Origin of the sequence: Pseudomonas sp. SHLD1 (genome assembly GCF_028640935.1) — a bacterium.
In the GTDB taxonomy this organism is placed as follows: Bacteria; Pseudomonadota; Gammaproteobacteria; order Pseudomonadales; family Pseudomonadaceae; genus Chryseomonas; species Chryseomonas aestiva.
Genome location: NZ_JAQZAD010000021.1, coordinates 1 through 22,155, shown reverse-complemented (window position 1 = coordinate 22,155; position 22,155 = coordinate 1). Strand labels below are relative to the sequence as shown.

The window sequence follows — 22,155 nt, the reverse complement described above, 5'->3', positions numbered from 1 at the left end:
CTGTCCATCGACCAGGCCAAGGCCTATGCCCCGGTGACCCAGGCGCGCAACCTGGCCATCGTCGCCACCCTGGTGGCGGTGGTCGCCATCATCCTGCTGCTGGGCTTGCTCATCCGCGTCCTGCTGCGCCCGCTGCACGAGCTGACCCGCGCCATGGACGACATCGCCGAAGGCGAGGGCGATCTGACCCGCCGCCTGCCGGTGCAGTCCCGCGATGAATTCGGCGCCCTGGCCGAGGCCTTCAACCACTTTGTGGCGCGCATCCACACCTCGATCCGTGACGTGGCCCAGAGCACCGGCGAACTCAACCACGGCACCCGCCGGGTGCTGGAGGCCTCGCAGTCGTCCATGCAGCAGTCCGATATCCAGGCCCAGCGCACCACCAGCGTGGCCGCGGCGATCAACGAACTGGGCGCCGCCGCCCAGGAGATCGCCCGCAATGCCGCCCATGCCTCCGGCGAGGCCAGCACGGCCCGCGCCCAGGGCGAGGAGGGCCGCGAGGTGCTCGACGAGGCCCTGCACGCCATGCAGGCGCTGTCGGCCAAGATCGGCACCAGTTGCGAACATATCGATGCGCTCAACGGCAAGGCCGCCAACATCGGCCAGATCCTCGAAGTCATCCGTGGCATCTCCGAGCAGACCAACCTCTTGGCGCTGAACGCCGCCATCGAGGCAGCCCGCGCCGGCGAAGCCGGGCGTGGTTTCGCCGTGGTGGCCGACGAGGTGCGCTCCCTGGCCAGCCGTACCCAGAGTTCGGCGCAGCAGATCCAGCAGATGATCGAAGAGCTGCAGACCGGCTCGCGCGACGCCGTGGCCCTGATGCAGGAAAGCCAGCGGCAGAGCGCCCACAGCATGCAGGTGGCCAAGAGCGCCGGTGAGCGGCTGGGCAGCGTGACCGAGCGCATCGGCGAGATCGACGGCCAGAACCAGTCGGTGGCCACCGCGACCGAGGAGCAGACCTCGGTGGTGGAGACCCTGAACATGGACATCAGCGAGATCAACCTGCTGAACCAGCAGGGTGTCGACAACCTCCAGGCCACCCTGGCGGCCTGCACCGCCCTGGAAGCCGAGGCCGGCCGCCTGCAGCGGCTGGTGGGCGGTTTCCGCATCTAGTCCGCGCGACAGGTCCTCGAAAGGGAGCGCCGACGTCAGGTCGGCGCTCCCTTTTTACTGTCCGGCAGGTCAGGAAGGCGTGTTCGGGCATCGATCTTTCCTGTACCACTCGTCAGAAACAGTAAAACTAATTAGCGCGTGAACTTGCTCTGGCCTGCCGCTTCGCGCGTATCCGTCGCGGCGCTTCAGCCAGGCGCGCGATCTGCGGTATCAAGAAAGCCTTTTTTCCCGCCGATGGGCTAGCTGTTACCGCCAGGTCTGGTGGAGGCGCCGCTCCGTCCGCGCTTCCCGTTCCTGGCACCGTCTAACCTACGGCGTGGCACCCTTTGCCACCAGGGGCTCCATGTTCACCAGGCTGTGCAAATCCTCTCGCGTACGCTGGAGTCTCGGCGTCTTTCTGCTCGGCGTCCTGCTGACCAGCCTGACCATGCGCCATCTGACCGAGCGCAACGAGCGACAGGTCCGCAATGCCCTCGACGCCGCGGCGACCGATGTGCGCGAGCAGATTGCCGAGCGGCTGCGCGTCTACGAATACAGCCTGAGCGGCATGCGGGACGTCATCGTGGTGGCCGGCAAAAGCCTGTCCCGCGAGTTGCTCGAGCACTATGGTCGTACCCACGATCTCAATCAGGAATTTCGCGGTGCCCGCGGCATAGGTTTCATTCGCCGGGTTCCGGCTGCCGAGGAAGAGGGCTTCCTGCGCGCAGCCCGTGCCGATGGCTGGCCCGATTTCACCATTCGCAGTTTCACTCCGCACGCGGGGGATCGTTTCGTCGTCCAGTACGTGGAACCGCTGGCCCTCAATCTACGGGCGGTAGGCATGGACGCGGCCTCCGAACCCAGGCGTCGCGAGACCGCCGTGCTGGCCATGCAGCGTGGCAGCATGCACCTCTCCGGTCCGGTGGACTTGCAGGCCTACCAGCCACCGGAGCACGGCCTGCTGCTGATGCTGCCGATCTACCGCGAGGGCCTGGTGCCCAAGGATCCTGCCCAACGCGAGGCGGCTACCCTGGGTTGGTCGTATGTGCCCTTGAGCATTCGCGAGCTCTTCGACAGCCTGCGGCTGGACATTCCTGGCTTGCTGATCCGTCTGACCGACGTGACCGAGCCCGCCCACCCGCAGCTGTTCTACACGCGCGGTGCTAGCGAAGAGGCGGGCGACGTCACGACGGCGGGGCTGTCCGAGGTGGTCAACACGCGCGAGGTCTACGGTCGGCGCTGGCAGATGGCGTTCACCGCTACCCCGGCCTTTGTCGCCGGTCTAAACCTGGTCTCGATACCCCTGGTGCACCTGGTCGGCAAACTGGTCAGCCTGCTGGCCGCCGGCCTGACCTTCGCCCTGCTCACCACCCGCCAACGCCGTCGCCAGTACCAGCAGGACCAGGCCAATCTCACCGCGGTGGTGGAAAGCTCCTCCGACGGCATCATCAGCAAGGACCTCCAGGGCGTGGTGCTGAGCTGGAACCACGCGGCGGAAGAGCTGTTCGGCTACTCCGCCAGCGAAGCCGTGGGCCAGCGCCTGCTCGACCTGGTGGTGCCCACGGAGCTCGAACACGAGGAATGGTCGGTGCTCGAACGCATCGGCCGCGGCGAGCCGGTGCCGCACTTCGAGACCCGTCGGCAGCACCGCGACGGCCGTCTCATCGATGTCCTGGTCAGCGTCTCGCCCATGCGCGGCCGTGACGGCCGGATCATCGGCGCCTCCAAGACGGTGCGCGACATCTCGCTGCAAAAGGCCGCCCAGGCCGAGATCCTGGCGCTCAATGCCCGGCTGGAGGAGCAGGTGGCCCAGCGCACCGCCGAACTCAGCCAGACCAACCGGCTGCTCGGCGACGTGCTGCGCGCGGCTTCCGAGGTGGGCATCATCGCCACCGACCGCGAAGGCCGCATCACCCTGTTCAACGAAGGCGCGGAGCGCCTGCTGGGCTATTGCGCCGCCGAGGTGGTGGGGCGCTGGCAGGCCAGCGATTTCCATCTGCCGGAAGAGCTGGCGACCCAGGGCGCGGCCCTGGAAGCCGAGTATGGCCTGCCGGTCGCCGGCTTCCGCGTGCTGGTGGAGCGCTCCGAGCGCGCCGGTGCCGAAGCCCGCGAGTGGACCTTTGTCCGGCGCGACGGCGAACACCGTGACGTCAGCCTGGTGGTGACCACCATGCGCGATGCCGCAGGCCAGGTCAGTGGCTACCTGGGGATCGCCTCCGACGTCACCGAGCGCAAGGCCGCCGAGCAGGAACTGGCCGCCAGCCTCGCCCTGACCCGGGCGATCCTGGATACCGCGGTCAGCCCCATCGTCACCGTGGACAGCAATGGCCTGGTGCGCTCCTTCAACCCGGCCGGCGAACGCATCTTCGGCTATCGCGCGGCCGAGGTGATCGGTCAACCCATCCGCCGGCTGATTCCCGGCTATCTGGCCGGCTACGAGGCGCTGTTCAGCTGCTCGCAGGCGCTGCCTGACGACAATGCCGCTCAACAGGGCCAGGAAATGGAGGGGCGCCGGGCGGACGGCAGTGTCTTCCCGATCACCCTGAGCCTGGGGGTGATGTGGACCGATGGCGAGCGCCTGGCGGTGGCCATCATCGCCGACATCACCGAACAGAGTCGCCAGCGCCAGGCGCTCGTGCAGACCCGCGATCAACTGACCATGGCCGCCGACGTCGCCCAGCTCGGCATCTGGTGCTGGCAGCCCGATACCGGCCAGGTGCAGTGCAACGAGCGGATGTTCGATCTCTACGAATGGAACGAGGAGCAGCGCACTCGCGGCATCACCTACAACGACTGGCGCGACCGCGTGCACCCCGACGACCTGGGCAGCGCCGAAGAGCGCCTGGGCGCCGCCATAGCCGGACGCGCGGTGTTCGATCCGGTGTTCCGCATCCGCCGTCGGGATGGCTCGCTGCGGCACATCATCGCTGGCGCCCGCACCGAGCGCGATCCGCGCGGCCGGGTGCTGCGGGTGGTGGGCATCAACCGCGACATCACCGAACAGCTGGAGCTGGAACACCGGTTGCGCGAGGAGCGTACCCGCGCCGACCTGGCCAGCCAGGCCAAGTCGTCCTTCCTGGCCAACATGAGCCACGAGATCCGCACCCCGATGAACGCCGTGCTGGGCATGCTGCAACTGCTGCAGCGCACCACGCTCGATGCGCGCCAGGGCGACTACCTGACCAAGGCCCAGCAGGCGGCGCGTTCGCTGCTGGGGCTGCTCAACGATGTGCTGGACTATTCCAAGATCGAAGCCGGCAAGCTGCAGCTGGATGTCCATCCCTTCAGCCTGGAGCAGGTGCTGCGCAACCTGGGCGTGGTGCTCTCCGGCAACAGCGGCGAGAAGAACGTCGAGATCAACTACCACCTGGATGCCGGGCTGCCCACCGCCCTGATCGGCGACAGCCTGCGCCTGCAGCAGATCCTCATCAACCTGGCCGGTAACGCCCTCAAGTTCACCGAGGCGGGGCAGGTGCTGGTCAGCGTGCGCCAGCTGTCGCGCGACGGCGGCCAACTGCGCCTGGAATTCTCGGTGCAGGACACCGGCATCGGCATCAGCCCGGCGCACCAGGAGCAGCTGTTCCAGGGTTTCACCCAGGCCGAGGCCTCGATCAGCCGGCGCTTTGGCGGAACCGGGCTGGGCCTGGCCATCTGCAAGCGCCTGGTGGAGCTGATGGATGGTCAGTTGCAGGTGGAAAGCGAGCTGGGGGTGGGCAGCCGCTTCTGGTTCGATGCCGCCCTGGCGGTGGACAGCCAGGGCGAGACCCAGCTGGCGCCGGTATGCCGGCGGGTGCTGCTGGCCGACGACAACACCCTGGTCGGCGAGGTGCTGGTGGAAACCCTGGCCGCCCTCGGCTGGCAGGTGGACCTGGTCACCAGCGGCGCCGCCGCCCTCGCGCGGGTCGTCCAGGCCCAGCAGCAGGCGCAGCCCTATGAGGCGGTGCTCATGGACTGGCGCATGCCCGACGGCGATGGCCTGCTGGCGGCCCGGCAGCTGCGCGAGCGGCAGGCCGACAACCGACCCAAGGTCATCATGCTCACCGGCTTCGGCCGCGACTTCCTGTCCGAAACCCAGCAGAGCGCCGATGCGCCCTTCGACGACTACCTGACCAAGCCGGTGACCCCGGCGCAGATCGTCGAGGTGGTGGAGCGGGCCCTGGGCGCCGAGATCCCGGCCGGGGTGCACGCCGCCGCGGTGGTCGACGAGAGCCACCGGCTGGCCGGCCTGCGCCTGCTGGTGGTGGAAGACAATGCCCTCAACCGCCAGGTGGCCGCCGAACTGCTGCTGGCACAGGGCGCCCAGGTGGAACTGGCCGAGGGTGGACTGGAAGGCGTCGAGCGGGTGCTCTCCGGCGCACCGCTGGACGTGGTCATCATGGACATGCAGATGCCCGACATCGATGGCCTGGAAGCCACCCGCCGCATCCGCGCCGACGGGCGCTTCCGTACCCTGCCGATCCTGGCGATGACCGCCAATGCCTCCCATACCGACCGCGACGCCTGCCTGGCCGCCGGCATGGACGACCATATCGGCAAGCCCATCGACCTGGAATTGCTGGTCGCCCGCCTGCAGCGCCTGACCGGCCAGGAGGTCAGCGCCGCGTCCGTTGCCGCGCCGGTCGGCGAGGATCGCCAGGTGGAACCCTTGAGCCTCGTCCTGCGCCGCTTCGGCGGCGATGCCCGGCTGTTCGGCTCGTTGCTGGAACGCTTTGCCGAGGACTCCGTCAGCCTGCTGGAAGGACTCGCCCGAGCCTGGCACGCCGCCGACAGCGAGGCAGCGGTGGCCGTACTACACTCCCTCAAGGGCAGCGCCGGCACCATGGGTGCGCAGCGCCTGGCCGCGCGCGCCGCCGAGGGCGAACGCGCCGGCAAGGCCGGCGCGGGTGTCCCTCCGGAGGTGGCGATGGAACTGACGACCCTGCGACAGCTGCTCGACGAAGCCCTGGTCGAATTGCGCAGCGCCCTGGCCGAGCTCCTGCCACCGCCCGCCATTGCCGCAACCGCAAGCGCCACCCACACCGACCCCCAGGTCGACTGGCGCGCCCGCCTGGACGAACTCGAACAACTGCTCAGCCAGGGCAATCTCGACGCCCTGGAACTGATCGCCGAGCTGCCCGTGCACTGCCGCGCCGAAGCCCAGGTGCGCTACGACCTCTTGCGCGCCCAGGTCGAGACCCTCGACTTCACCGCGGCGCTCATTACCCTGCCTGATCTGAAGGAAGCCCTATGACTCCGCCGACCGCGCAGGCCGCCGGACGCAGCAAGCCCAAGCTGCTGATCGTCGACGACCAACCGCTGAACATCCGCATCCTCCACGAACTCTTTCGCCAGGATTGCGAGACGCTGATGGCCACCAGCGGCGCCCAGGCCTTGCAGCTGGCGCTGGCCCAGCAGCCGGATTTGATCCTGCTCGACGTGATGATGCCCCAGCTCGACGGCCACGAGGTCCTGCGGCGATTGCAGGCCGAGCCCGCCACGGCCGCCATCCCGGTGATCTTCGTCACCGGCCAGGAAGGCCCCGACGAAGAGGTGACCGGCCTGGAGCTGGGCGCGGTGGACTTCATCAGCAAGCCGATCAATCCGGTCATCGTCCGCGCCCGGGTGCGCACCCAGCTGACCCTCAAGGCGCAGCGCGACGCCCTGCGCAGCATCGCCCTGGTTGATGGCCTCACCGGCGTGGCCAATCGCCGCCAATTCGACGAGGCACTGCTGCGCGGCTGGCGCCAGAGTCAGCGCGAAGGCACGCCGTTTTCGCTGATCCTCATGGATATCGATCACTTCAAGGCCTACAACGACCACTATGGCCACCTGGCCGGCGACCAGTGCCTGCGCCAGGTGGCCCAGGCGCTGGGCCAGGGCCTGTTCCGTCCCTATGACCTGCTGGCGCGCTACGGCGGCGAGGAATTCGGCTGCCTGCTGCCGGGGACCGACCTGGAAGGCGCCACCCAGGTCGCCGAGCGGCTGCTGCAGCAGGTGCACGACCAGCGCCTGACCCACGGCTACTCCTCGGTGACCGGCTACGTCACCCTGAGTCTGGGTGTGGCCACCGCGCTGCCCCCGACCGCCGTCGATCCGGCCGCCCTGATCACCGCCGCCGATGCCCAGCTCTATGCGGCCAAGCACCAGGGCCGCGCCCGGGTCTGTGCCGCGGAACTGGCTGGCTGAGGCTATCCCGCGAAAGGGCCCGTTCGGGTAACGCCGGGTAACAGAGGCCCGGGCTTTCTTCGCTGTCCAGTGTGGTGTTTCAGACGTTCGCGCAAGAATTGGCAATTGATTTTTGTTCATGGGCCAGGCGCCGGGACGAGTCATAGCAGGGCTGTGGCGAGGAGGGGCAACGCCGTCCAGGGACAAAAGGCGCCGGCAAAATTGCGTAGATAACTTTTGAAACACCACACCAGGCTGGGCGGCGAGGCGGCAGACTGTCAGACTGCGGGCAGGGATTCTGCCGCCGGTAATCTATGTACGCCTTCACGCAACGCCAGGCCATCTTGGCCAGCTGGATCATCGTCTTCACCGCGCTCTATCTGGTTCTCCCGCTCAAGCTCCTGCCCAGCCTGCTGGCCGGCCTGCTGGTGTACGAACTGGTCAACACCCTGGCCGGGCGCCTGCAGCGGCAAATGCCCGGCGGCGGCGCGCGCTGGCTCGCCGTGGCCCTGCTTGGCGCCCTGGTGGTGAGCCTGCTGACGCTGTTCTTCGTCTGGTTCACCAGCTTCATCATCCAGGAGGTGCAAAACCCCGGACGGCTGCTGGACAAGTTCATGGTGCTCACCGAGCGCGCCCGCGCCCAGTTGCCGCCTTCGCTGGATGCCTACCTGCCGGCCAACGCCGACAGCATGAAGCAGGAGCTGGTGGAATGGGTACGCGCCCATGTGGCGCAGCTGCAGCTGTTCGGTCGCGACGCGGCGCGGACCTTTGTCATTGTGCTGATCGGCATGATCCTCGGCGCCATCGTCGCCCTGCAGCCCACGCCCGATCCCGAGCGCCTGCGCCCGCTGTCCGGCGCGCTGCTGGTGCGTCTCGGCCTGGTGGCCCAGGCCTTTCGCAACATCGTCTTCGCCCAGATCAAGATCTCGCTGCTCAACACCACCCTGACCGGCATCTTCCTGCTCGGCGTGTTGCCGCTGTTCGATGTCCATCTGCCGCTGGCCAAGACCCTGGTGATCCTCACCTTCATCCTTGGCCTGCTGCCGGTGATCGGCAACCTGATGTCCAACACCCTGATCTTCATCGCCGGCCTGTCGCTGTCGATCTGGGTCGCGGTGGCGGCGCTGGGCTACCTGATCGCCATCCACAAGCTGGAATACTTCCTCAACGCCCGCATCGTCGGCGGCCAGATCAGCGCTCGTTCCTGGGAATTGCTGGTGGCCATGCTGGTGTTCGAGGCGGCCTTCGGCCTGCCCGGGCTGGTGGCGGCGCCGGTGTACTACGCCTATCTCAAGAGCGAGTTGAGGGCGGAAGGGCTGGTGTAATGAGCGGTCAGATTCGCGTCCTGGTACTTTGCATCCTGCGTCAGGGCAAGCGCATCCTGGTGCGCGAGACGCAAGATCCGCATGATGGCCGGCGTTTCTGTCGGCCCCTGGGCGGTGGCGTGGAGTTCGGCGAAACCAGCCTGGCGGCCGTTCGGCGTGAGATCCGTGAAGAACTGGGCGTCGAACTGGCCGAGGTGAGGCTGCTGGGCACCCTGGAATCGCTGTTCAGCTACGCCGGGCGGCCGGGCCACGAGGTGGTGCTGGTCTACGCCGCCGAATTCGTTGATCGGCATCTCTATGCGCAGACCGAGCTGCCTGGTCAGGAAAGCGATGGTGAGACCTTCATGGCCACCTGGCGGTCGCTCGATTCCTTCGACGACAGCTGTCGGCTGGTACCCGAAGGCCTGCTGGCGCTTCTCGCTAGCGCTGCCTGAAGCCGCGGTCCCTCACTGACGATCCAGATTCGCCCACATGCGCTGCCAGAAGGCACCGGCCTCCTCATTGATGGCGCGCCAGCGCTGCTCCAGGCGTTCGCGCTCGGGCGTGCCCAGGTCTTCCGGGCAGGCCAGGTAGCGATCGGCGGCGGCCTGGGCTTCGGCCTGCAGGCGGCGCCATTCGCGCACGTCATCCAGCCAGCAGCGGCCGGTGATGGTTTCGTAGTATTCGTGGGCGATCGCGTCTCTGCTCATGGGGCGTTCCAGGTAGGGGATACAGCCCTAGACCGCAGGTGACGGCCGGGGTGCCCGCCTCGACCGTCGACGAGATCCAGGCTGTCGTTTTCCCGGATGCAACAGGCGACCAGGCCCGCCCCGCGGGACGGCGCCGGACAGGAAAAAGCCGCGTCGAGACGCGGCTTCGGAGCCTGCCAGGCAGAGCTTACTGGCGCGCCAGCACCGTGCTGCGACCCGCCTTGGGCGCGCCCGGCAGGGGGCTCAGCGCGCCGCTTTCCAGCCAGCGGCGCACGCGGGTGGCGTCGGCCATGTGGGTGAACTTGCCGAAGGCGTCCATTACCACGAAGGCCACCGGACGACCGGCCATCACGGTACGCATCACCAGGCAGTGACCGGCCTTGTCGGTGTAGCCGGTCTTGGTCAGCTGCACGCTCCAGTCGGCGTTGTAGACCAGATGGTTGGTGTTGCGAAAGCCCAGCACATAGTTGGGATTGTGGAAGGCCTGGGTCTTTTCCGGGGTGGTGCTGAGTTGACCGAGCAGCGGATAGTGCTCGGTGGCCTTGAGCAGGGTGACCAGGTCGCGAGCGGTGGAGACGTTCAGCGGCGACAGGCCGGTGGGTTCGGCGTAGCGGGTGTTTCTCATGCCCAGGGCGCGGGCCTTGGCATTCATGGCGGCGACGAAGGCCCGCTGGCCACCCGGATAGTGATGGGCGAGGCTGGTGGCGGCGCGGTTTTCCGAGGACATCAGCGCCAGTTGCAGCATGTCGCGCCGGGTCAGCTGGCTGCCCAGGCGCACCCGCGAGAAGATGCCGCGCATGGCCGGATTTTCGCTGATGTCGATGTCGATGGTCTGCTCCAGCGGCAGCCGGGCATCGAGCACCACCATGGCGGTCATCAGCTTGGTCACCGAAGCGATGGGGGCGACCTGGTCGGGATTCTGGGAAAAGAGTACCTGGTTGGTCTTGAGGTCGACGACCAGGGCGTGGTTCGAGGCCAGGCGCTGGGCGGTGGCGGCCGCCGCGGCCTTGACCTTAGGTGGGGTCTGGGCCAGGACGGCCGGACTCAGCCCGACCAAGCCAGCCAGCAACAGGCCGGCAAGTTGATGACAGATCTTCACGGTGGCAGCTCTCAAAAGGGGGGCGGGATTAGAACAACCGCGAACGGCAATGCCCCTTGCAGATCAAGGACATTGCTCAGAGATTTCACGTCTTTTATCACCCGGAATGTCGGCTGGGAATCCGACAAGGCAGCTTTTTACACAGCGCGCTGGCAAAAAGTCACAATAAGTTGCATATGGGCGACGGACGGCGGGGATGGCGGAGCGAAAGGGCGCCCGAGAGGCCTCGGGCGCCTTGCCTTTCAGTCGCGGGCTTCCTGGGCGGCGGGACCGAGCATGCTGCCGGTGACCAGGTAGCGTTCGTGCCAGGCGAGCGCCTCGGGCAGCAGGTGCGGGGTGTGCTTGCCGTGGCTGCCGGCCAGGGCGCGTTCGAAGTAGTCCGCCAGCGCCGGGCGGAAGCTCGGGTGCACGCAGTGCTCGAGGATGGCCCGGGCGCGCTGCTTGGGACTGAGCATGCGCAGGTCGGCCAGCCCCTGGTCGGTGACGATCACCGAGACATCGTGCTCGGTGTGGTCGACGTGACTGACCATGGGCACCAGGGTCGAGATCAGCCCGTTCTTGGCCGTGCTCGGCGCCATGAACACCGACAGATAGGCGTTGCGGGCGAAGTCGCCGGAGCCGCCGATGCCGTTCATCATCCCGGTGCCCATCTGGTGGGTGGAGTTGACGTTGCCATAGAGGTCGGCTTCGAGCATGCCGTTCAGGGCGATGCAGCCCAGCCGCCGCACCAGTTCCGGATGATTGCTCACGCCCTGCTGGCGCAGGATGATGCGCTGGCGCAGCGACTCGGCGTGCTCGACGAAGCGCTCGATGCCCGCCGGACTCAGGGAAAAGGACGTGGCCGAGGCCAGTTCCATCTTGCCGCTGATGAGCAGTTCCAGCATGCCGTCCTGGATCACCTCGGTGAAGGCGGTCAGCCCCGCGAATTCGCTCTCGGCCAGGCCCTGCATGAAGGCGTTGGCGATGTTGCCGACCCCCGACTGGAGCGGCAGCAGATTGGCCGGGATGCGCCCCTGGCGTACCTCGAAGCGCAGAAAGTCCAGCAGGTGCGCGGCGATGGCCTGGGAAGCGGCGTCCGGCGCCTTGAAGGGGCTGTTGCGGTCGGGGGCATCGGTCTCCACCACGGCCACTACCTTGTCCAGCGGCACCTCCAGATAGGGCGAGCCGATGCGGTCGCCGGGGTGCGCCAGGGGAATGGGCGTGCGGTGGGGCGGCAGGGCGCCGTCGGTGTAGATGTCGTGCATGCCGTCCAGGGCGTCGGGCTGCCAGCGATTGACCTCGAGGATCACCGCATCGGCCATGTCCAGCCAGGTCTTGTTGTTGCCCACCGAGGAGGAGGGCACCAGCAGACCGTCTTCGCGAATGGCGGCGATCTCCACCACCGCCACGTCGATCTTGCCGAAGAAGCCATAGCGCACCTTTTCCGCCAGCTGGCCCAGGTGGATGTCCATGTACTCCAGGCCACCGGCGTTGATGCGGCTGCGCAATTCCGGATCGGACTGGAAGGGCACCCGCAACTCGATGCCATCGACTCGCGCCAGGGCGCCGTCCAGCTCCGGTGCGGTGGACGCGCCGGTCAGCACCTTGATGCGAAAGGGTTCGCCGGCGCCGTGGCTGGCGGTGATGCGCTGGGCCAGGGCGCCGGGCACGGCCTTGGGGTAACCGGCCCCGGTGAAGCCGCTCATGCCCACGGTCATGCCGTGACGGATGAACTGCGCGGCCTGCTCGGCGCTCTGGCGCTTGGCGGCGAAACCGGGATGGCGAATACGGTGGGACATGACGACCTCTGCGGGTGTTATCGAAAGCACACTAAGAATGTGGATTCTACGCCGAAGGGATGCTTAGGTCCCTAAGCAAAAGGTCGGGTGGAAGGGGAAATTTTGGGGGAGTGGGGCGTAGGTTGGGTTGAGCGACAGCGAAGCCCAACGCTTTGGGCTTTGATCAATCCCCAGGCGGATTACTGAGTGCTTTGATGGTTTTTGTTTCGCTCCCTCGGGCGAGTCACTTTTGCCAGTCGCGGCAAAAGTAACCAAAAACGCCGTCCCCACGCTTCGGCTCTCCGCTTCGCTTCGGGTCCCCTCGCTCCGGTGCCGCTCCAGGGGCACGGCACGAAGGGGCCTCCTGCCCCTCGCGCCTCGCTCGGCGTCCTGCCTCGCATCCCCTTGCGCGACCCCTACACTCGGCCTCACTGACGGGGACGGGGACGGGGACGGGGCGCAAGCCTGAGGATTCGGCGTTCAGGGGTCGTAGCGTGGAAAACCGCGCAGCGTTTTCCACTGAGGAGGTAACGCCTATCGCGTGGACAAGGCTGCGCCGTTGTCCACCCTACCGGTTTGCACCCAAGGCATCAGGCGCGTGAATCGCCCCGTTCAGCAGGGCGAATGCCAGCGTCGTGGAGTGGGTCGAGCCGCAGGGATGCGGCGAGAGGTCCAGTGGGCCATGGACGGCCCATCTGGACCGACCCTGGAACGGCGCTGGCGTGAGCGGACCCGGAGCGCAGCGTAGGGCCGAATGTCTGGGGCAAGCGTTTTTGCTTACTTTTGTCCGGGGCGCGCAGCCGCGACTGAAAAAAGCAAGTCGCCCGGGTGGGCGAAACAAGAGCCACAAGCAGACCACCATAAACAGCTAGGGCACCTATAGCCCTAACCGCCCCGTTGGGCTTCGCTGCGCTCAACTCAACCTACGGTGCTCCGCCCGGGCCACCAGGCCCCCGACCTCCGCCTCACACCACCATCATGATCCACGGCACCCCGATCCCCAGCAGCACCAGCAGGAACAGCGCGCCGAAAATGGTCCCCAGTCGCCAGTAATCCGCACTGGGCAGGTAGCCGCTGCCGTAGTACACCGGGCTCGGCCCGGTGCCGTAGGGCGTGATGATGCCCATCAGCCCCAGCGAGGTGCCCAGCAGCAGGGCGAACACCGGCAGGTCGATGCCGGGGATGCCCATGCCGGCGGCCAGCATCACCGGCAGCAGCGCCGTGGTGTGGGCGGTGGAGCTGGCGAACAGGTAGTGGGCGAGATAGAAGACCGCCACCAGCACCACCATGGCGGTGCCGGCGTGGAAGCCGCCCAGGTGGCCGGCGACCCACTGGCCGAACCAGGCGACGAAGCCGACCCGGGTCAGGCCGTCGGCCAGGGCCACCAGGGTGGCGAACCAGGCGAAGGTGTTCCAGGCGGCCTTGTTGCCCAGGGCGTCGTTCCAGGTGATGACCTTCAGCAGCAGCATCAGCACGATGACCAGGATGCCCACCAGTGCCGGATCGGCCCAGGCGGCACCAAAGATCCACAGCGCCAGGGCACCGATCACCAGGGCCAGCAGCAGCTTTTCATCGCGCGTCAGCGGACCGAGTGCGGCCAGTTCCTTGGCCGCCCACAGCGGCACCTGATCGTTGCGCTTGATCTCCGGCGGATACAGCCAGTAGGCCAGCAGCGGCAGCAGGGCCAGCAGCAGGATGCCCATGGGCGCGGCGGCGATGAACCACTGGCCCCAGCTGATATGGACCTGGGCGGTCTTCTCGATCAGCGCGGCGGCCAGCAGATTGGGGGCGAGGGCAGTGAGGAACAGGGTGCTGGTGACGCAGGTGGAGGAGATCGCCACCCACATCAGGTAGGAGCCGATGCGCCGGGCGCTGGGGTCGTTGGGCTTGGAATCGTAGAGCAGCGGCAGGTTGCGGATCACCGGGTAGACAGTGCCGCCGCTGCGGGCGGTATTGGACGGGGTGAAGGGCGCGAGGGCCAGATCGGCCAGCATCACCGCGTAGCCCAGGGTCAGGGTCCGGCGGCCCATCGCCTTGACCAGCAGGAGGGCGATCCGCCGCCCGAGCCCGGTCTTCTCGTAGCCCAGGGCGAACATGAAGGCACTGAAGATCAGCCAGACGGTGTTGTTGGAAAAGCCCGCCAGACCCCATTTCAGCGCCTCCTGGGGCGCGCGAAAGCCCGGTGTCGCCAGTTGCGCCGGGCTGAACAGCACCCAGGGCGCCAGCAGGGCCGCCAGGGCCACGCCGATCAGGCCGATGACCGCGCCGGGCAGGGGTTCGAGGATCAGCCCCACCACCACGCCGGCGAAGAGGGCGAAGTACAGCCAGGCATGAGCGGGCAGGCCCTCCGGTGCGGGCAGCAGCGCCAGCAGTCCGGTGACGGCGAGGGGCAGCAGGAATTTCCAGGTGGTACGCATCGGGCGCTCGCAGATTCCGGTGGTCTCGGGAAACCGGCCTGGGCCGGGATGGCTGACGGTGCTGTTCCAGAGGGCTGCGCGGTCAGCGGCAGCCAGCTTTGCAAAGGCCAGGCTGCTTTCCCAGCGCTCGGGCCGTGGTCATTCGTCGCAGTCCTGCGGTCTTAGGTTCCCTGAGGACATTCTTTCGCTATCGAGAATGACTTGCAACAACGCGAAGACGCCGGTCGTTGCCGATTGCGCCCGTCGCTCACCTCGGCGAACAATCGGACTGTCCGCCAACCCTGACCACACGAGGATGACCGCCATGAAGTACCGCCTGGGAGAACACCGTGTCGACGCCCATCCGCACAGCTGGGTCGCGCCTACCGCCGCGGTGATCGGCAAGGTGCGTCTGGATGAGGGCGCCAGCGTCTGGTTCGGCGCGGTGCTGCGCGGCGACAACGAGCTGATCCATATCGGCCCGGACAGCAATGTGCAGGACGGTGCCGTGCTGCACACCGATCCCGGCTCGCCGCTAACCCTGGGGCGTGGCGTCACCGTCGGCCACCAGGCCATGCTGCATGGCTGCGAGATCGGCGACGGCAGCCTGATCGGTATCCACGCCGTGGTGCTCAACGGTGCGCGCATCGGGCGCAACTGCCTGGTGGGCGCCAACGCCCTGGTCACCGAGAACGCGGTGATTCCCGACGGATCCCTGGTGCTCGGTTCGCCGGCCAAGGTGGTGCGCACCCTGAGCGAGGCCCAGCAGGCGCAGCTGGCGGCCAACGCCCAGGTCTACGTGGCCAATGCGCGGCGCTATCTGGAGGAATTGTTCGAGCAGGGGGAGTAGGGCGAGAGGGTAGCGTGGCTTCCAGCCCGTTGGGCTTGTCCACGGACGCATCGAATACGGCCAACCCACCCTCACGGCTTCTCGAACCGATAGAACAGATTGGGCTCGCTGACCACGTACAGCCGGCCCTGGTCGTCCATGGCCACGCCTTCCGCCTGGGGCACGCTGCGGCTCAGGCCGTGCTGGCCGCGCAGCAGCGACAGTGAGCTGATCGGCTTGCCGTCGTCGTCCAGTTCCAGCACCAGGCGCGACTGATCCGAAAGCGCCAGCAGGTGGCCGGTGCCGGGGTCGAATTGCAGGCTGGAGAGATCACGCACGAACAGGCGGCGATCGCGTTGTGGGTCCGTGCGCAGCGACAGCGCCTGCAGGCCTTCGAAGGCTTCGCTGCCGAGGCCGTCGATCTCGTAGATGCGTACCGGATCGCTTTCCTTGGCGACGAAGAAGCGCTCGCGGGCCGCGTCATAGGCCAGGCCTTCATTGCCGCGGTTGTCGCTTTGCACATCGCTGAGGCTGAAGGGGTGACTGACCTGGCGGTCGTCGACGTCCACCACCCGGGTGTCGGCGCCGATCCGTACCCGCACCAGGCGCTGGCGGCGCTCTTCGCTGATCATGTACACCCCCGGCTTGATGTACTCGATGGCTTCCGGGTCGCTGAAGCCCCTGAGCTCCACCTGGCGCAGCAGCCGGCCGTCCAGGTCCAGTTCGAGAAAGCGCGCCGGCTTGTTGGTGACGCTGACCAGGGTGCGGCGATCCGGATCGAAGCTCAGTGCCGAGACATCGGTGATGCCCTCGCCGATGGGGCGGGCTTCGACGGTGACCCGGTAGCTCGGCAGCCACAGCGAACGCGCCTGGCGACTCTCGGCCTGGAGCTGGCTCTGGACGTTGAACCAGAGCCGCTCGAACAGCCGATGCTGCTGGGCCACCAGGGTCAGGGCCAGCAGCAGGGCGCCGCCTAGCAGCGCGCCCAGGGTGCGAGGGGAAAACAGCGGAAACATCGACAGGGTCCTGAGGCGGTAATGCCGCGCAGCCTAAGGGCGCCACCCTGAATTCAAGCTGAATAGGCGCTCATTGCGCCGCTTTGGACACCTTGTGAAACACGTGGAAGAGATTGGGTTCACCAATCATGTAGAGATTGCCGGCTTCGTCGAGGGCCACGCCTTCCGGTTGCTCCATGGTCGCGTCCAGGCCATGCAGGCCCCGTCTCAGGCTGATGAAGCTGACCGGTTGTCCCTCGGCGGTCAGCTCCACCAGGGTATGGGACTGGTCGGACAGTGCCAGCAGGTGCCCGGTGCGCGGATCGACTGCCACCGCAGAGTAGTCGATCACCAGCTGCTTGAGGGGAAAGGGCTGGAGGGTACCGGTAACGCCGCGGCCGTCGCTGGCCAGGGTGAAGAGCGCGGCCGGATCGCGTTCCTTGCTGAGGATCAGGCGTTGCTGCCGCGGATCCCAGGCGATGCCTTCGAAGCCCTTGTTGCCGGCGTCGGGAAAGCCCAGGTCGTGGTGTTCGAAGGTGTTGGCGTCCAGCTCCCGGGTGTCGTCGGCCAGCTGGAACAGCGACAGCCGCCGCTGGCGCTCGTCGACGATGGCCAGGCGCCCGTCTTCTAGGGCGGTCACGCCTTCCAGGTTGGAGACGTTGCGGATCGGGATGCGTCTTAGGATGTCGCCGGTCAGGCTCAGTTGCACCAGGTAGGGGGTGCTGCCGGTAACGGCGAAGAGGGTGCGGGTACGGGGATCGTAGGTGAGGTCGGAGGTCTCGGCCTCGGCCAGGCCCGGCAGCTGCTTGCCCTGGATCACCGCCTGGTAGTCCGGCAGCCAGACCGCCTGGGCGCGGACTTCCGGCGGCGTGCGGTATTCCTGCCACCAGAGCAGGGCCCGGTCGTTCCAGTGCCAGACGAAGGTGAGGACGATCAGCACCAGCAGGACGAAGGCGGGGAGGAGGCGCAACAGGATGAGGCGAGGGAGTCTGGACATGCGGGCTCGTACGGCTTCTTGTTATGGCTTGTCGGCAAAGTCGCCGAGCGAAGGTCAGGCAAGGCAACAACCCTTGAGGAAGCGGATCGGACTCGCGCTCGCGTTTACGCGTGGCAAAGGAGCATTCCGAAAGGGTTTCAACGCCGCCTGGCCGAGCGTAGGCACTTTCCAGGCAAAGCCTAGAGCGTCGTGGCCGTCCCGGCACACCGTCGCCCGGCACCGGCCGGGCGACGGTGGGTGGCGGGGTTATAGCACGCGCGTTTCGAAGCGGCTAACCTCCGGCAGCTCCAGCACCAGATCATCGCCCACGTTGAGAGGTCCGACACCCACCGGCGTGCCGGTGAGGATGACGTCGCCCGGTTGCAGGGAGAAATGCCCGGCGATGGCCTGGATCAGCGGCAGGATGGGATTGAGCATGTCGCGGCTGTTGCCGTCCTGGCGCACTTCGCCATTGATGGTCAGGCGCACCGGGATGTCGGCCAGGTCCTCGAAGGCATCGCCCGGTACGAAGGGCGCGAGCACGCAGGCGCCGTCGAAACTCTTGGCGATCTCCCAGGGATAGCCCTTTTCCTTGAGCCGGCCCTGCACCTCTCTGAGGGTCAGGTCCAGGGAAGGGGCGAAGCCGGAGATGGCGTCGCGCACCTCTTCGGTCGTCGGCTTCTTCGACAGCGGCTTGCCGATCAGCACGGCGATCTCGGCCTCGTAGTGCACCGAACCCTGGTCGGTGGGGATGGCGAAACCCTCGGCCACCGGCACCACGCAACTGGCCGGCTTGATGAACAGCAGGGGTTCGGTGGGAACCGGGTTGTTCAGCTCCTTGGCGTGCTCGGCGTAGTTGCGGCCGATGCAGACGACCTTGCCCAGGGGGAAGTGGATCTTGGTGCCATCGAGGTACTGGTGCTGGTAGGCCATCTGGTGCTCCTGATGAGTGGCGTCTGCTGGCGATCTTGACCCCCACGATCTTAACCAAAAGCGCGGGCCGCGGCGCGGTCCTGGTCGCAAGGCGCTCATGGTCGCCCTGAGAAAGCTTCAGGTCGCAACCGGACCTGCATGCGGCGGCTCATGCTAAGATAGCGCCCCCTTTGCCGCTGGCTGAACTGGCCTGCGCCGCGCCGGCATCCTTACTCCCTGGACACTCTGGATTCAACGCAGATGAGCAAGACTTCCCTCGACAAGAGCAAGATCCGCTTCCTTCTCCTGGAAGGCGTCCACCAGTCCGCCGTGGATATCCTGAAGTCCGCGGGTTACAGCAACATCGAGTACGTCGTAAGCTCCCTGCCGGATGCCCAGCTCAAGGAAAAGATCGCCGACGCCCACTTCATCGGCATCCGCTCGCGCACCCAGCTCACCGAAGAGGTGTTCGACTGCGCCAAGAAGCTGGTCGCCGTCGGCTGCTTCTGCATCGGCACCAACCAGGTCGACCTGCAGGCCGCCCGCGAGCGCGGCATCGCCGTGTTCAACGCCCCCTATTCCAACACCCGTTCGGTCGCCGAGCTGGTGCTGGCCGAGGCCATCCTGCTGCTGCGCGGCATCCCGGCCAAGAACGCCTCCTGCCACCGTGGCGGCTGGATCAAGAGCGCGGCCAACTCCTTCGAGATCCGTGGCAAGAAGCTGGGCATCATCGGCTACGGCTCCATCGGCACCCAGCTGTCGGTACTGGCCGAGGGCCTGGGCATGCAGGTGTTCTTCTATGACGTCATCACCAAGCTGCCCCTGGGCAACGCCCAGCAGGTCGGCTCCCTGACCGAACTGCTCGGCATGAGCGACATCGTCACCCTGCACGTGCCGGAAACCCCCGCCACCCAGCTGATGATGGGCGAGCGCGAGATCCGCGCCATCAAGAAGGGCGGCATCCTGATCAACGCCGCCCGCGGCACCGTGGTCGACCTCGACGCCCTGGCCGCCGCCATCAAGGACGAGCACCTGATCGGCGCCGCGATCGACGTCTTCCCGGTGGAGCCGCGCTCCAACGACGACGAGTTCGTCTCCCCGCTGCGCGGCCTGGACAACGTCATCCTGACCCCGCACATCGGTGGCTCCACCGCCGAGGCCCAGGCCAACATCGGCCTGGAAGTGGCCGAGAAACTGGTCAAGTACAGCGACAACGGCACCTCGGTGTCCTCGGTCAACTTCCCCGAAGTGGCCCTGCCGTCGCACCCGGGCAAGCACCGCCTGCTGCACATCCACCAGAACGTGCCGGGCGTGCTGTCGGAGATCAACCGCGTCTTCTCCGAGAGCGGCATCAACATCTCCGGTCAGTACCTGCAGACCGACGAGAAGGTCGGCTACGTGGTGATCGACGTCGACGCCGACTACTCCGACCTGGCCCAGGAAAAGCTGCAGAACATCAAGGGCACCATCCGTTGCCGCGTGCTGTTCTAAGCCGCCAGGCGACATGAAAAAGCCCCGGTCGGGTTCGCCTGACCGGGGCTTTTTTGTGGGCCGGGTGCGGAGCTCGTTGGGCTTCGCTGCGCTCAACCCAACCTACGACAGCCTGGTAGGTTGGGTTGAGACGGCTCCATCGTCGAAGTCCAACGCCGCGTAGCGTGGATAACGGCGCAGCCTTATCCACTGGCCTCGCACAAACCTCCCGGTGGAAAACGCTGGCGCGGTTTTCCACACTACGGATTCAGCTGCGCTCCAGCCGCTCCACGCCCTGGGCGGTGCCCAGCAGCAGCACGTCCGCCGGGCGGGCGGCGAAGAGGCCATTGGCGACCACGCCGACGATGTTGTTGATCCTGGCTTCCAGGCCCAGCGGATCGACGATGTGCAGGTTGTGCACGTCGAGGATGACGTTGCCGTTGTCGGTCACCACGCCGTCGCGGTATTCCGGGTCGCCGCCCAGCTTGACCAGTTCGCGGGCCACATGGCTGCGGGCCATGGGGATGACTTCCACCGGCAGCGGGAATTCACCGAGGACCTCGACGCGCTTGCTGGCGTCGGCGATGCAGATGAAGGTGCGCGCCACGGCGGCGACGATCTTCTCGCGGGTCAGGGCCGCGCCGCCGCCCTTGATCAGGTTGAGGTGGCCGTCGGCTTCGTCGGCGCCGTCCACGTAGAATTCCAGGTTGTTGACACCGTTGAGGTCGTAGACGGTGATGCCATGGCTTTTCAGCCGGTCGGCGGTGGCCTGGGAGCTGGCCACGGCGCCGTCGAATTCCAGCTTGTGCTTGGCCAGCAGGTCGATGAAGAAGTTGGCGGTCGAGCCGGTGCCCACGCCGATCACGCTGTCGCGGGAGAGCTGGGGAAGGATGAGGTCGACCGCGGCCTGGGCGACGGCCTGCTTGAGCTGGTCCTGATTCATGGGGGTATCCGCAGAGAAAACGGGTGGAGGGTCGCTGATTATAGCCGCTCGGACGGCCTGGCTAACCCACCCGGGAGTGCCCGTAGTAGACTTTTCGCCCCCGCCGCACCCACCGGATCGCCCTGCCGATGCTCGAACAGTACGTGAAGAAGACCCTGCTCGCCCCCGTCTACGACGTGGCGATCGAGACGCCCCTGCAACCGGCGCGGGCGCTGTCCGAGCGACTGGGCTGCCAGGTGCTGCTCAAGCGCGAAGACCTGCAGCCGGTGTTTTCCTTCAAGATCCGCGGCGCCTACACCAAGCTGGCCAGCCTCTCGGCCAGCGAGAAGGCCCGCGGGGTGATCACCGCCAGCGCCGGCAACCATGCCCAGGGCCTGTCCCTCGCGGCCCGCGAGCTGGGCGTGCGGGCGATCATCGTCATGCCGCGCACCACCCCCGAACTCAAGGTCATCGGCGTGCAGTCGCGTGGCGGCGAGGTGGTGCTGCACGGCGACGCCTTTCCCGAGGCCCTGGCCGAGGCGCTGCGCCTGGTCGAGGAGCAGGGCTACACCTTCGTGCCGCCCTATGACGATCCCGATGTCATCGCCGGCCAGGGCACCGTGGCCATGGAGATCCTGCGCCAGCATCCCGGGCGTTTGGACGCCATCTTCGTCCCGGTTGGTGGCGGCGGTCTGATCGCCGGCATCGCCGCCTATGTGAAATACCTGCGGCCCGAGATCAAGGTCATCGGCGTCGAGCCGGACGACTCCAACTGCCTGCAGCAGGCCATGGCGGCGGGTGAGCGGGTGGTCTTGCCGCGCGTGGGACTGTTCGCCGATGGCGTGGCCGTGGCCCAGATCGGCCATCACACCTTCGAGATCTGCCAGCGTTATGTCGACGAGGTGATCACGGTCAGCAGCGACGAGATCTGCGCGGCGATCAAGGACATCTACGACGACACCCGCTCCATCACCGAGCCCTCGGGGGCCCTGGGCGTGGCCGGGATCAAGAAGTACGCCGAGCGTGAAGGCTCCGGCGGCCAGGTGCTGGTGGCCATCGATTCCGGCGCCAACATCAACTTCGACCGCCTGCGCCACGTGGCCGAACGCGCCGAACTGGGTGAGCAGCGCGAAGCCATCATCGCCGTGACCATCCCCGAGCGGCCAGGGAGCTTCCGGGCCTTCTGCGAGGCCCTGGGCCGGCGGCAGATCACCGAATTCAACTACCGCTACCACACCGGCGAAGAGGCGCACATCTTCGTCGGCGTCCAGACCCATCCGCAGCGCGATCCGCGCGAGGCGCTGCTACAGGGGCTGCGCGACCAGGGTTTCCCGGTGCTGGACCTGACCGACAACGAACTGGCCAAGCTGCATATCCGCCACACCGTGGGTGGCCATGCCGCGCGGGTCGGCCAGGAGCAGGTGTTCCGCTTCGAATTCCCCGAGCGACCGGGCGCGCTGTTCGACTTCCTCGAAAAGCTGGGCGGACGCTGGAACATCAGCATGTTCCATTACCGCAACCACGGCGCGGCGGACGGCCGGGTGTTCGC

At 67.0% G+C, this 22,155-nt stretch carries 16 protein-coding genes; 8 read left to right on the top strand and 8 right to left on the bottom strand.

Going from position 1 to position 22,155, the window contains the following annotated elements; all coding sequences use genetic code 11:
- From PVZ77_RS15815 to PVZ77_RS15795, 5 genes are all read left to right on the top strand, one after another.
- Positions 1 to 1,113 (top strand): methyl-accepting chemotaxis protein (locus tag PVZ77_RS15815; protein ID WP_273807148.1); only part of this gene is annotated, 1,113 nt, incomplete at its 5' end.
- Between the two features lie 343 nt (positions 1,114 to 1,456).
- Positions 1,457 to 6,322: a PAS domain S-box protein gene (locus tag PVZ77_RS15810; protein ID WP_273807147.1), complete on the top strand. Its 4,866-nt coding sequence runs from the start codon at positions 1,457 to 1,459 to the stop codon at positions 6,320 to 6,322.
- On the top strand, positions 6,319 to 7,257 hold the full coding sequence (locus PVZ77_RS15805; RefSeq protein WP_273807146.1) for a diguanylate cyclase domain-containing protein: 939 nt from the start codon (positions 6,319 to 6,321) through the stop codon (positions 7,255 to 7,257). The genes PVZ77_RS15810 and PVZ77_RS15805 overlap by 4 nt, the downstream gene beginning before the upstream one ends.
- A 293-nt stretch (positions 7,258 to 7,550) precedes the next feature.
- Positions 7,551 to 8,561 carry an AI-2E family transporter gene (locus PVZ77_RS15800; protein ID WP_133862255.1) on the top strand — a complete coding sequence of 337 codons (1,011 nt, stop codon included), beginning with the start codon at positions 7,551 to 7,553 and terminating at the stop codon, positions 8,559 to 8,561.
- Positions 8,561 to 8,995: an NUDIX hydrolase gene (locus tag PVZ77_RS15795; RefSeq protein ID WP_273807145.1), complete on the top strand. Its 435-nt coding sequence runs from the start codon at positions 8,561 to 8,563 to the stop codon at positions 8,993 to 8,995. Before PVZ77_RS15800 ends, PVZ77_RS15795 begins: the two co-directional genes overlap by 1 nt.
- A gap of 12 nt (positions 8,996 to 9,007) precedes the next feature.
- Here the strand turns inward: PVZ77_RS15795 and PVZ77_RS15790 are convergent, their stop codons facing one another.
- The 4 genes from PVZ77_RS15790 to PVZ77_RS15775 all read right to left on the bottom strand — a co-directional run bounded on the left by PVZ77_RS15790 (position 9,008) and on the right by PVZ77_RS15775 (position 14,523).
- Positions 9,008 to 9,250 (bottom strand): hypothetical protein, encoded by a 243-nt coding sequence (locus PVZ77_RS15790; RefSeq protein ID WP_273807144.1) that lies wholly within the window; start codon positions 9,248 to 9,250, stop codon positions 9,008 to 9,010.
- Positions 9,251 to 9,437: 187 nt separating this feature from the next.
- Positions 9,438 to 10,349 (bottom strand): D-alanyl-D-alanine endopeptidase, encoded by a 912-nt coding sequence (pbpG, locus tag PVZ77_RS15785; RefSeq protein WP_405046260.1) that lies wholly within the window; start codon positions 10,347 to 10,349, stop codon positions 9,438 to 9,440.
- Positions 10,350 to 10,591: 242 nt separating this feature from the next.
- Positions 10,592 to 12,127 carry an acetyl-CoA hydrolase/transferase family protein gene (locus PVZ77_RS15780; protein WP_273807143.1) on the bottom strand — a complete coding sequence of 512 codons (1,536 nt, stop codon included), beginning with the start codon at positions 12,125 to 12,127 and terminating at the stop codon, positions 10,592 to 10,594.
- A gap of 944 nt (positions 12,128 to 13,071) precedes the next feature.
- Complete coding sequence (locus PVZ77_RS15775; protein WP_273807142.1) at positions 13,072 to 14,523, bottom strand: anion permease; 1,452 nt, start codon at positions 14,521 to 14,523, stop codon at positions 13,072 to 13,074.
- A gap of 304 nt (positions 14,524 to 14,827) precedes the next feature.
- Between PVZ77_RS15775 and PVZ77_RS15770 the strand changes: the two genes are divergently transcribed.
- Positions 14,828 to 15,352, top strand: a complete 525-nt coding sequence (locus PVZ77_RS15770) for a gamma carbonic anhydrase family protein (RefSeq protein ID WP_271653140.1) — start codon at positions 14,828 to 14,830, stop codon at positions 15,350 to 15,352.
- A gap of 71 nt (positions 15,353 to 15,423) precedes the next feature.
- On the opposite strand, the gene PVZ77_RS15765 is transcribed toward PVZ77_RS15770, so the two are convergent.
- From PVZ77_RS15765 to PVZ77_RS15755, 3 genes are all read right to left on the bottom strand, one after another.
- On the bottom strand, positions 15,424 to 16,347 hold the full coding sequence (locus PVZ77_RS15765) for an SdiA-regulated domain-containing protein (RefSeq protein ID WP_273807141.1): 924 nt from the start codon (positions 16,345 to 16,347) through the stop codon (positions 15,424 to 15,426).
- Between the two features lie 70 nt (positions 16,348 to 16,417).
- A complete protein-coding gene (locus PVZ77_RS15760; protein WP_273807140.1) occupies positions 16,418 to 17,323 on the bottom strand; it encodes an SdiA-regulated domain-containing protein in 906 nt (301 codons plus the stop codon).
- A 246-nt stretch (positions 17,324 to 17,569) separates the two neighbouring features.
- Entirely contained in the window at positions 17,570 to 18,235 is a 666-nt protein-coding gene (locus PVZ77_RS15755; protein WP_273807139.1) for a fumarylacetoacetate hydrolase family protein, read from the bottom strand.
- A gap of 240 nt (positions 18,236 to 18,475) precedes the next feature.
- On the opposite strand from PVZ77_RS15755, the gene serA reads away from it, so the two are divergent.
- Positions 18,476 to 19,705 (top strand): phosphoglycerate dehydrogenase, encoded by a 1,230-nt coding sequence (gene serA / locus PVZ77_RS15750; protein ID WP_273807138.1) that lies wholly within the window; start codon positions 18,476 to 18,478, stop codon positions 19,703 to 19,705.
- Between the two features lie 247 nt (positions 19,706 to 19,952).
- On the opposite strand, the gene rpiA is transcribed toward serA, so the two are convergent.
- Positions 19,953 to 20,627 carry a ribose-5-phosphate isomerase RpiA gene (gene rpiA, locus PVZ77_RS15745; protein ID WP_273807137.1) on the bottom strand — a complete coding sequence of 225 codons (675 nt, stop codon included), beginning with the start codon at positions 20,625 to 20,627 and terminating at the stop codon, positions 19,953 to 19,955.
- A gap of 128 nt (positions 20,628 to 20,755) precedes the next feature.
- Between rpiA and ilvA the strand changes: the two genes are divergently transcribed.
- Positions 20,756 to 22,155: threonine ammonia-lyase, biosynthetic (ilvA, locus tag PVZ77_RS15740; protein WP_273807136.1), on the top strand; the 1,400-nt coding region annotated here is incomplete at its 3' end.

What these genes read in the sequence shown, in the direction of transcription:
- PVZ77_RS15800 (WP_133862255.1), top strand. Translation starts at nt 7,551, where the DNA reads ATGTACGCCTTCACGCAACGCCAGGCCATCTTGGCCAGCTGGATCATC.
- serA (WP_273807138.1), top strand. Translation starts at nt 18,476, where the DNA reads ATGAGCAAGACTTCCCTCGACAAGAGCAAGATCCGCTTCCTTCTCCTG.
- PVZ77_RS15775 (WP_273807142.1), bottom strand. Translation starts at nt 14,523, where the DNA reads ATGCGTACCACCTGGAAATTCCTGCTGCCCCTCGCCGTCACCGGACTG.
- rpiA (WP_273807137.1), bottom strand. Translation starts at nt 20,627, where the DNA reads ATGAATCAGGACCAGCTCAAGCAGGCCGTCGCCCAGGCCGCGGTCGAC.
- PVZ77_RS15780 (WP_273807143.1), bottom strand. Translation starts at nt 12,127, where the DNA reads ATGTCCCACCGTATTCGCCATCCCGGTTTCGCCGCCAAGCGCCAGAGC.
- PVZ77_RS15760 (WP_273807140.1), bottom strand. Translation starts at nt 17,323, where the DNA reads ATGTCCAGACTCCCTCGCCTCATCCTGTTGCGCCTCCTCCCCGCCTTC.
- PVZ77_RS15805 (WP_273807146.1), top strand. Translation starts at nt 6,319, where the DNA reads ATGACTCCGCCGACCGCGCAGGCCGCCGGACGCAGCAAGCCCAAGCTG.
- PVZ77_RS15755 (WP_273807139.1), bottom strand. Translation starts at nt 18,235, where the DNA reads ATGGCCTACCAGCACCAGTACCTCGATGGCACCAAGATCCACTTCCCC.
- PVZ77_RS15770 (WP_271653140.1), top strand. Translation starts at nt 14,828, where the DNA reads ATGAAGTACCGCCTGGGAGAACACCGTGTCGACGCCCATCCGCACAGC.
- PVZ77_RS15810 (WP_273807147.1), top strand. Translation starts at nt 1,457, where the DNA reads ATGTTCACCAGGCTGTGCAAATCCTCTCGCGTACGCTGGAGTCTCGGC.
- PVZ77_RS15765 (WP_273807141.1), bottom strand. Translation starts at nt 16,347, where the DNA reads ATGTTTCCGCTGTTTTCCCCTCGCACCCTGGGCGCGCTGCTAGGCGGC.
- PVZ77_RS15790 (WP_273807144.1), bottom strand. Translation starts at nt 9,250, where the DNA reads ATGAGCAGAGACGCGATCGCCCACGAATACTACGAAACCATCACCGGC.
- PVZ77_RS15795 (WP_273807145.1), top strand. Translation starts at nt 8,561, where the DNA reads ATGAGCGGTCAGATTCGCGTCCTGGTACTTTGCATCCTGCGTCAGGGC.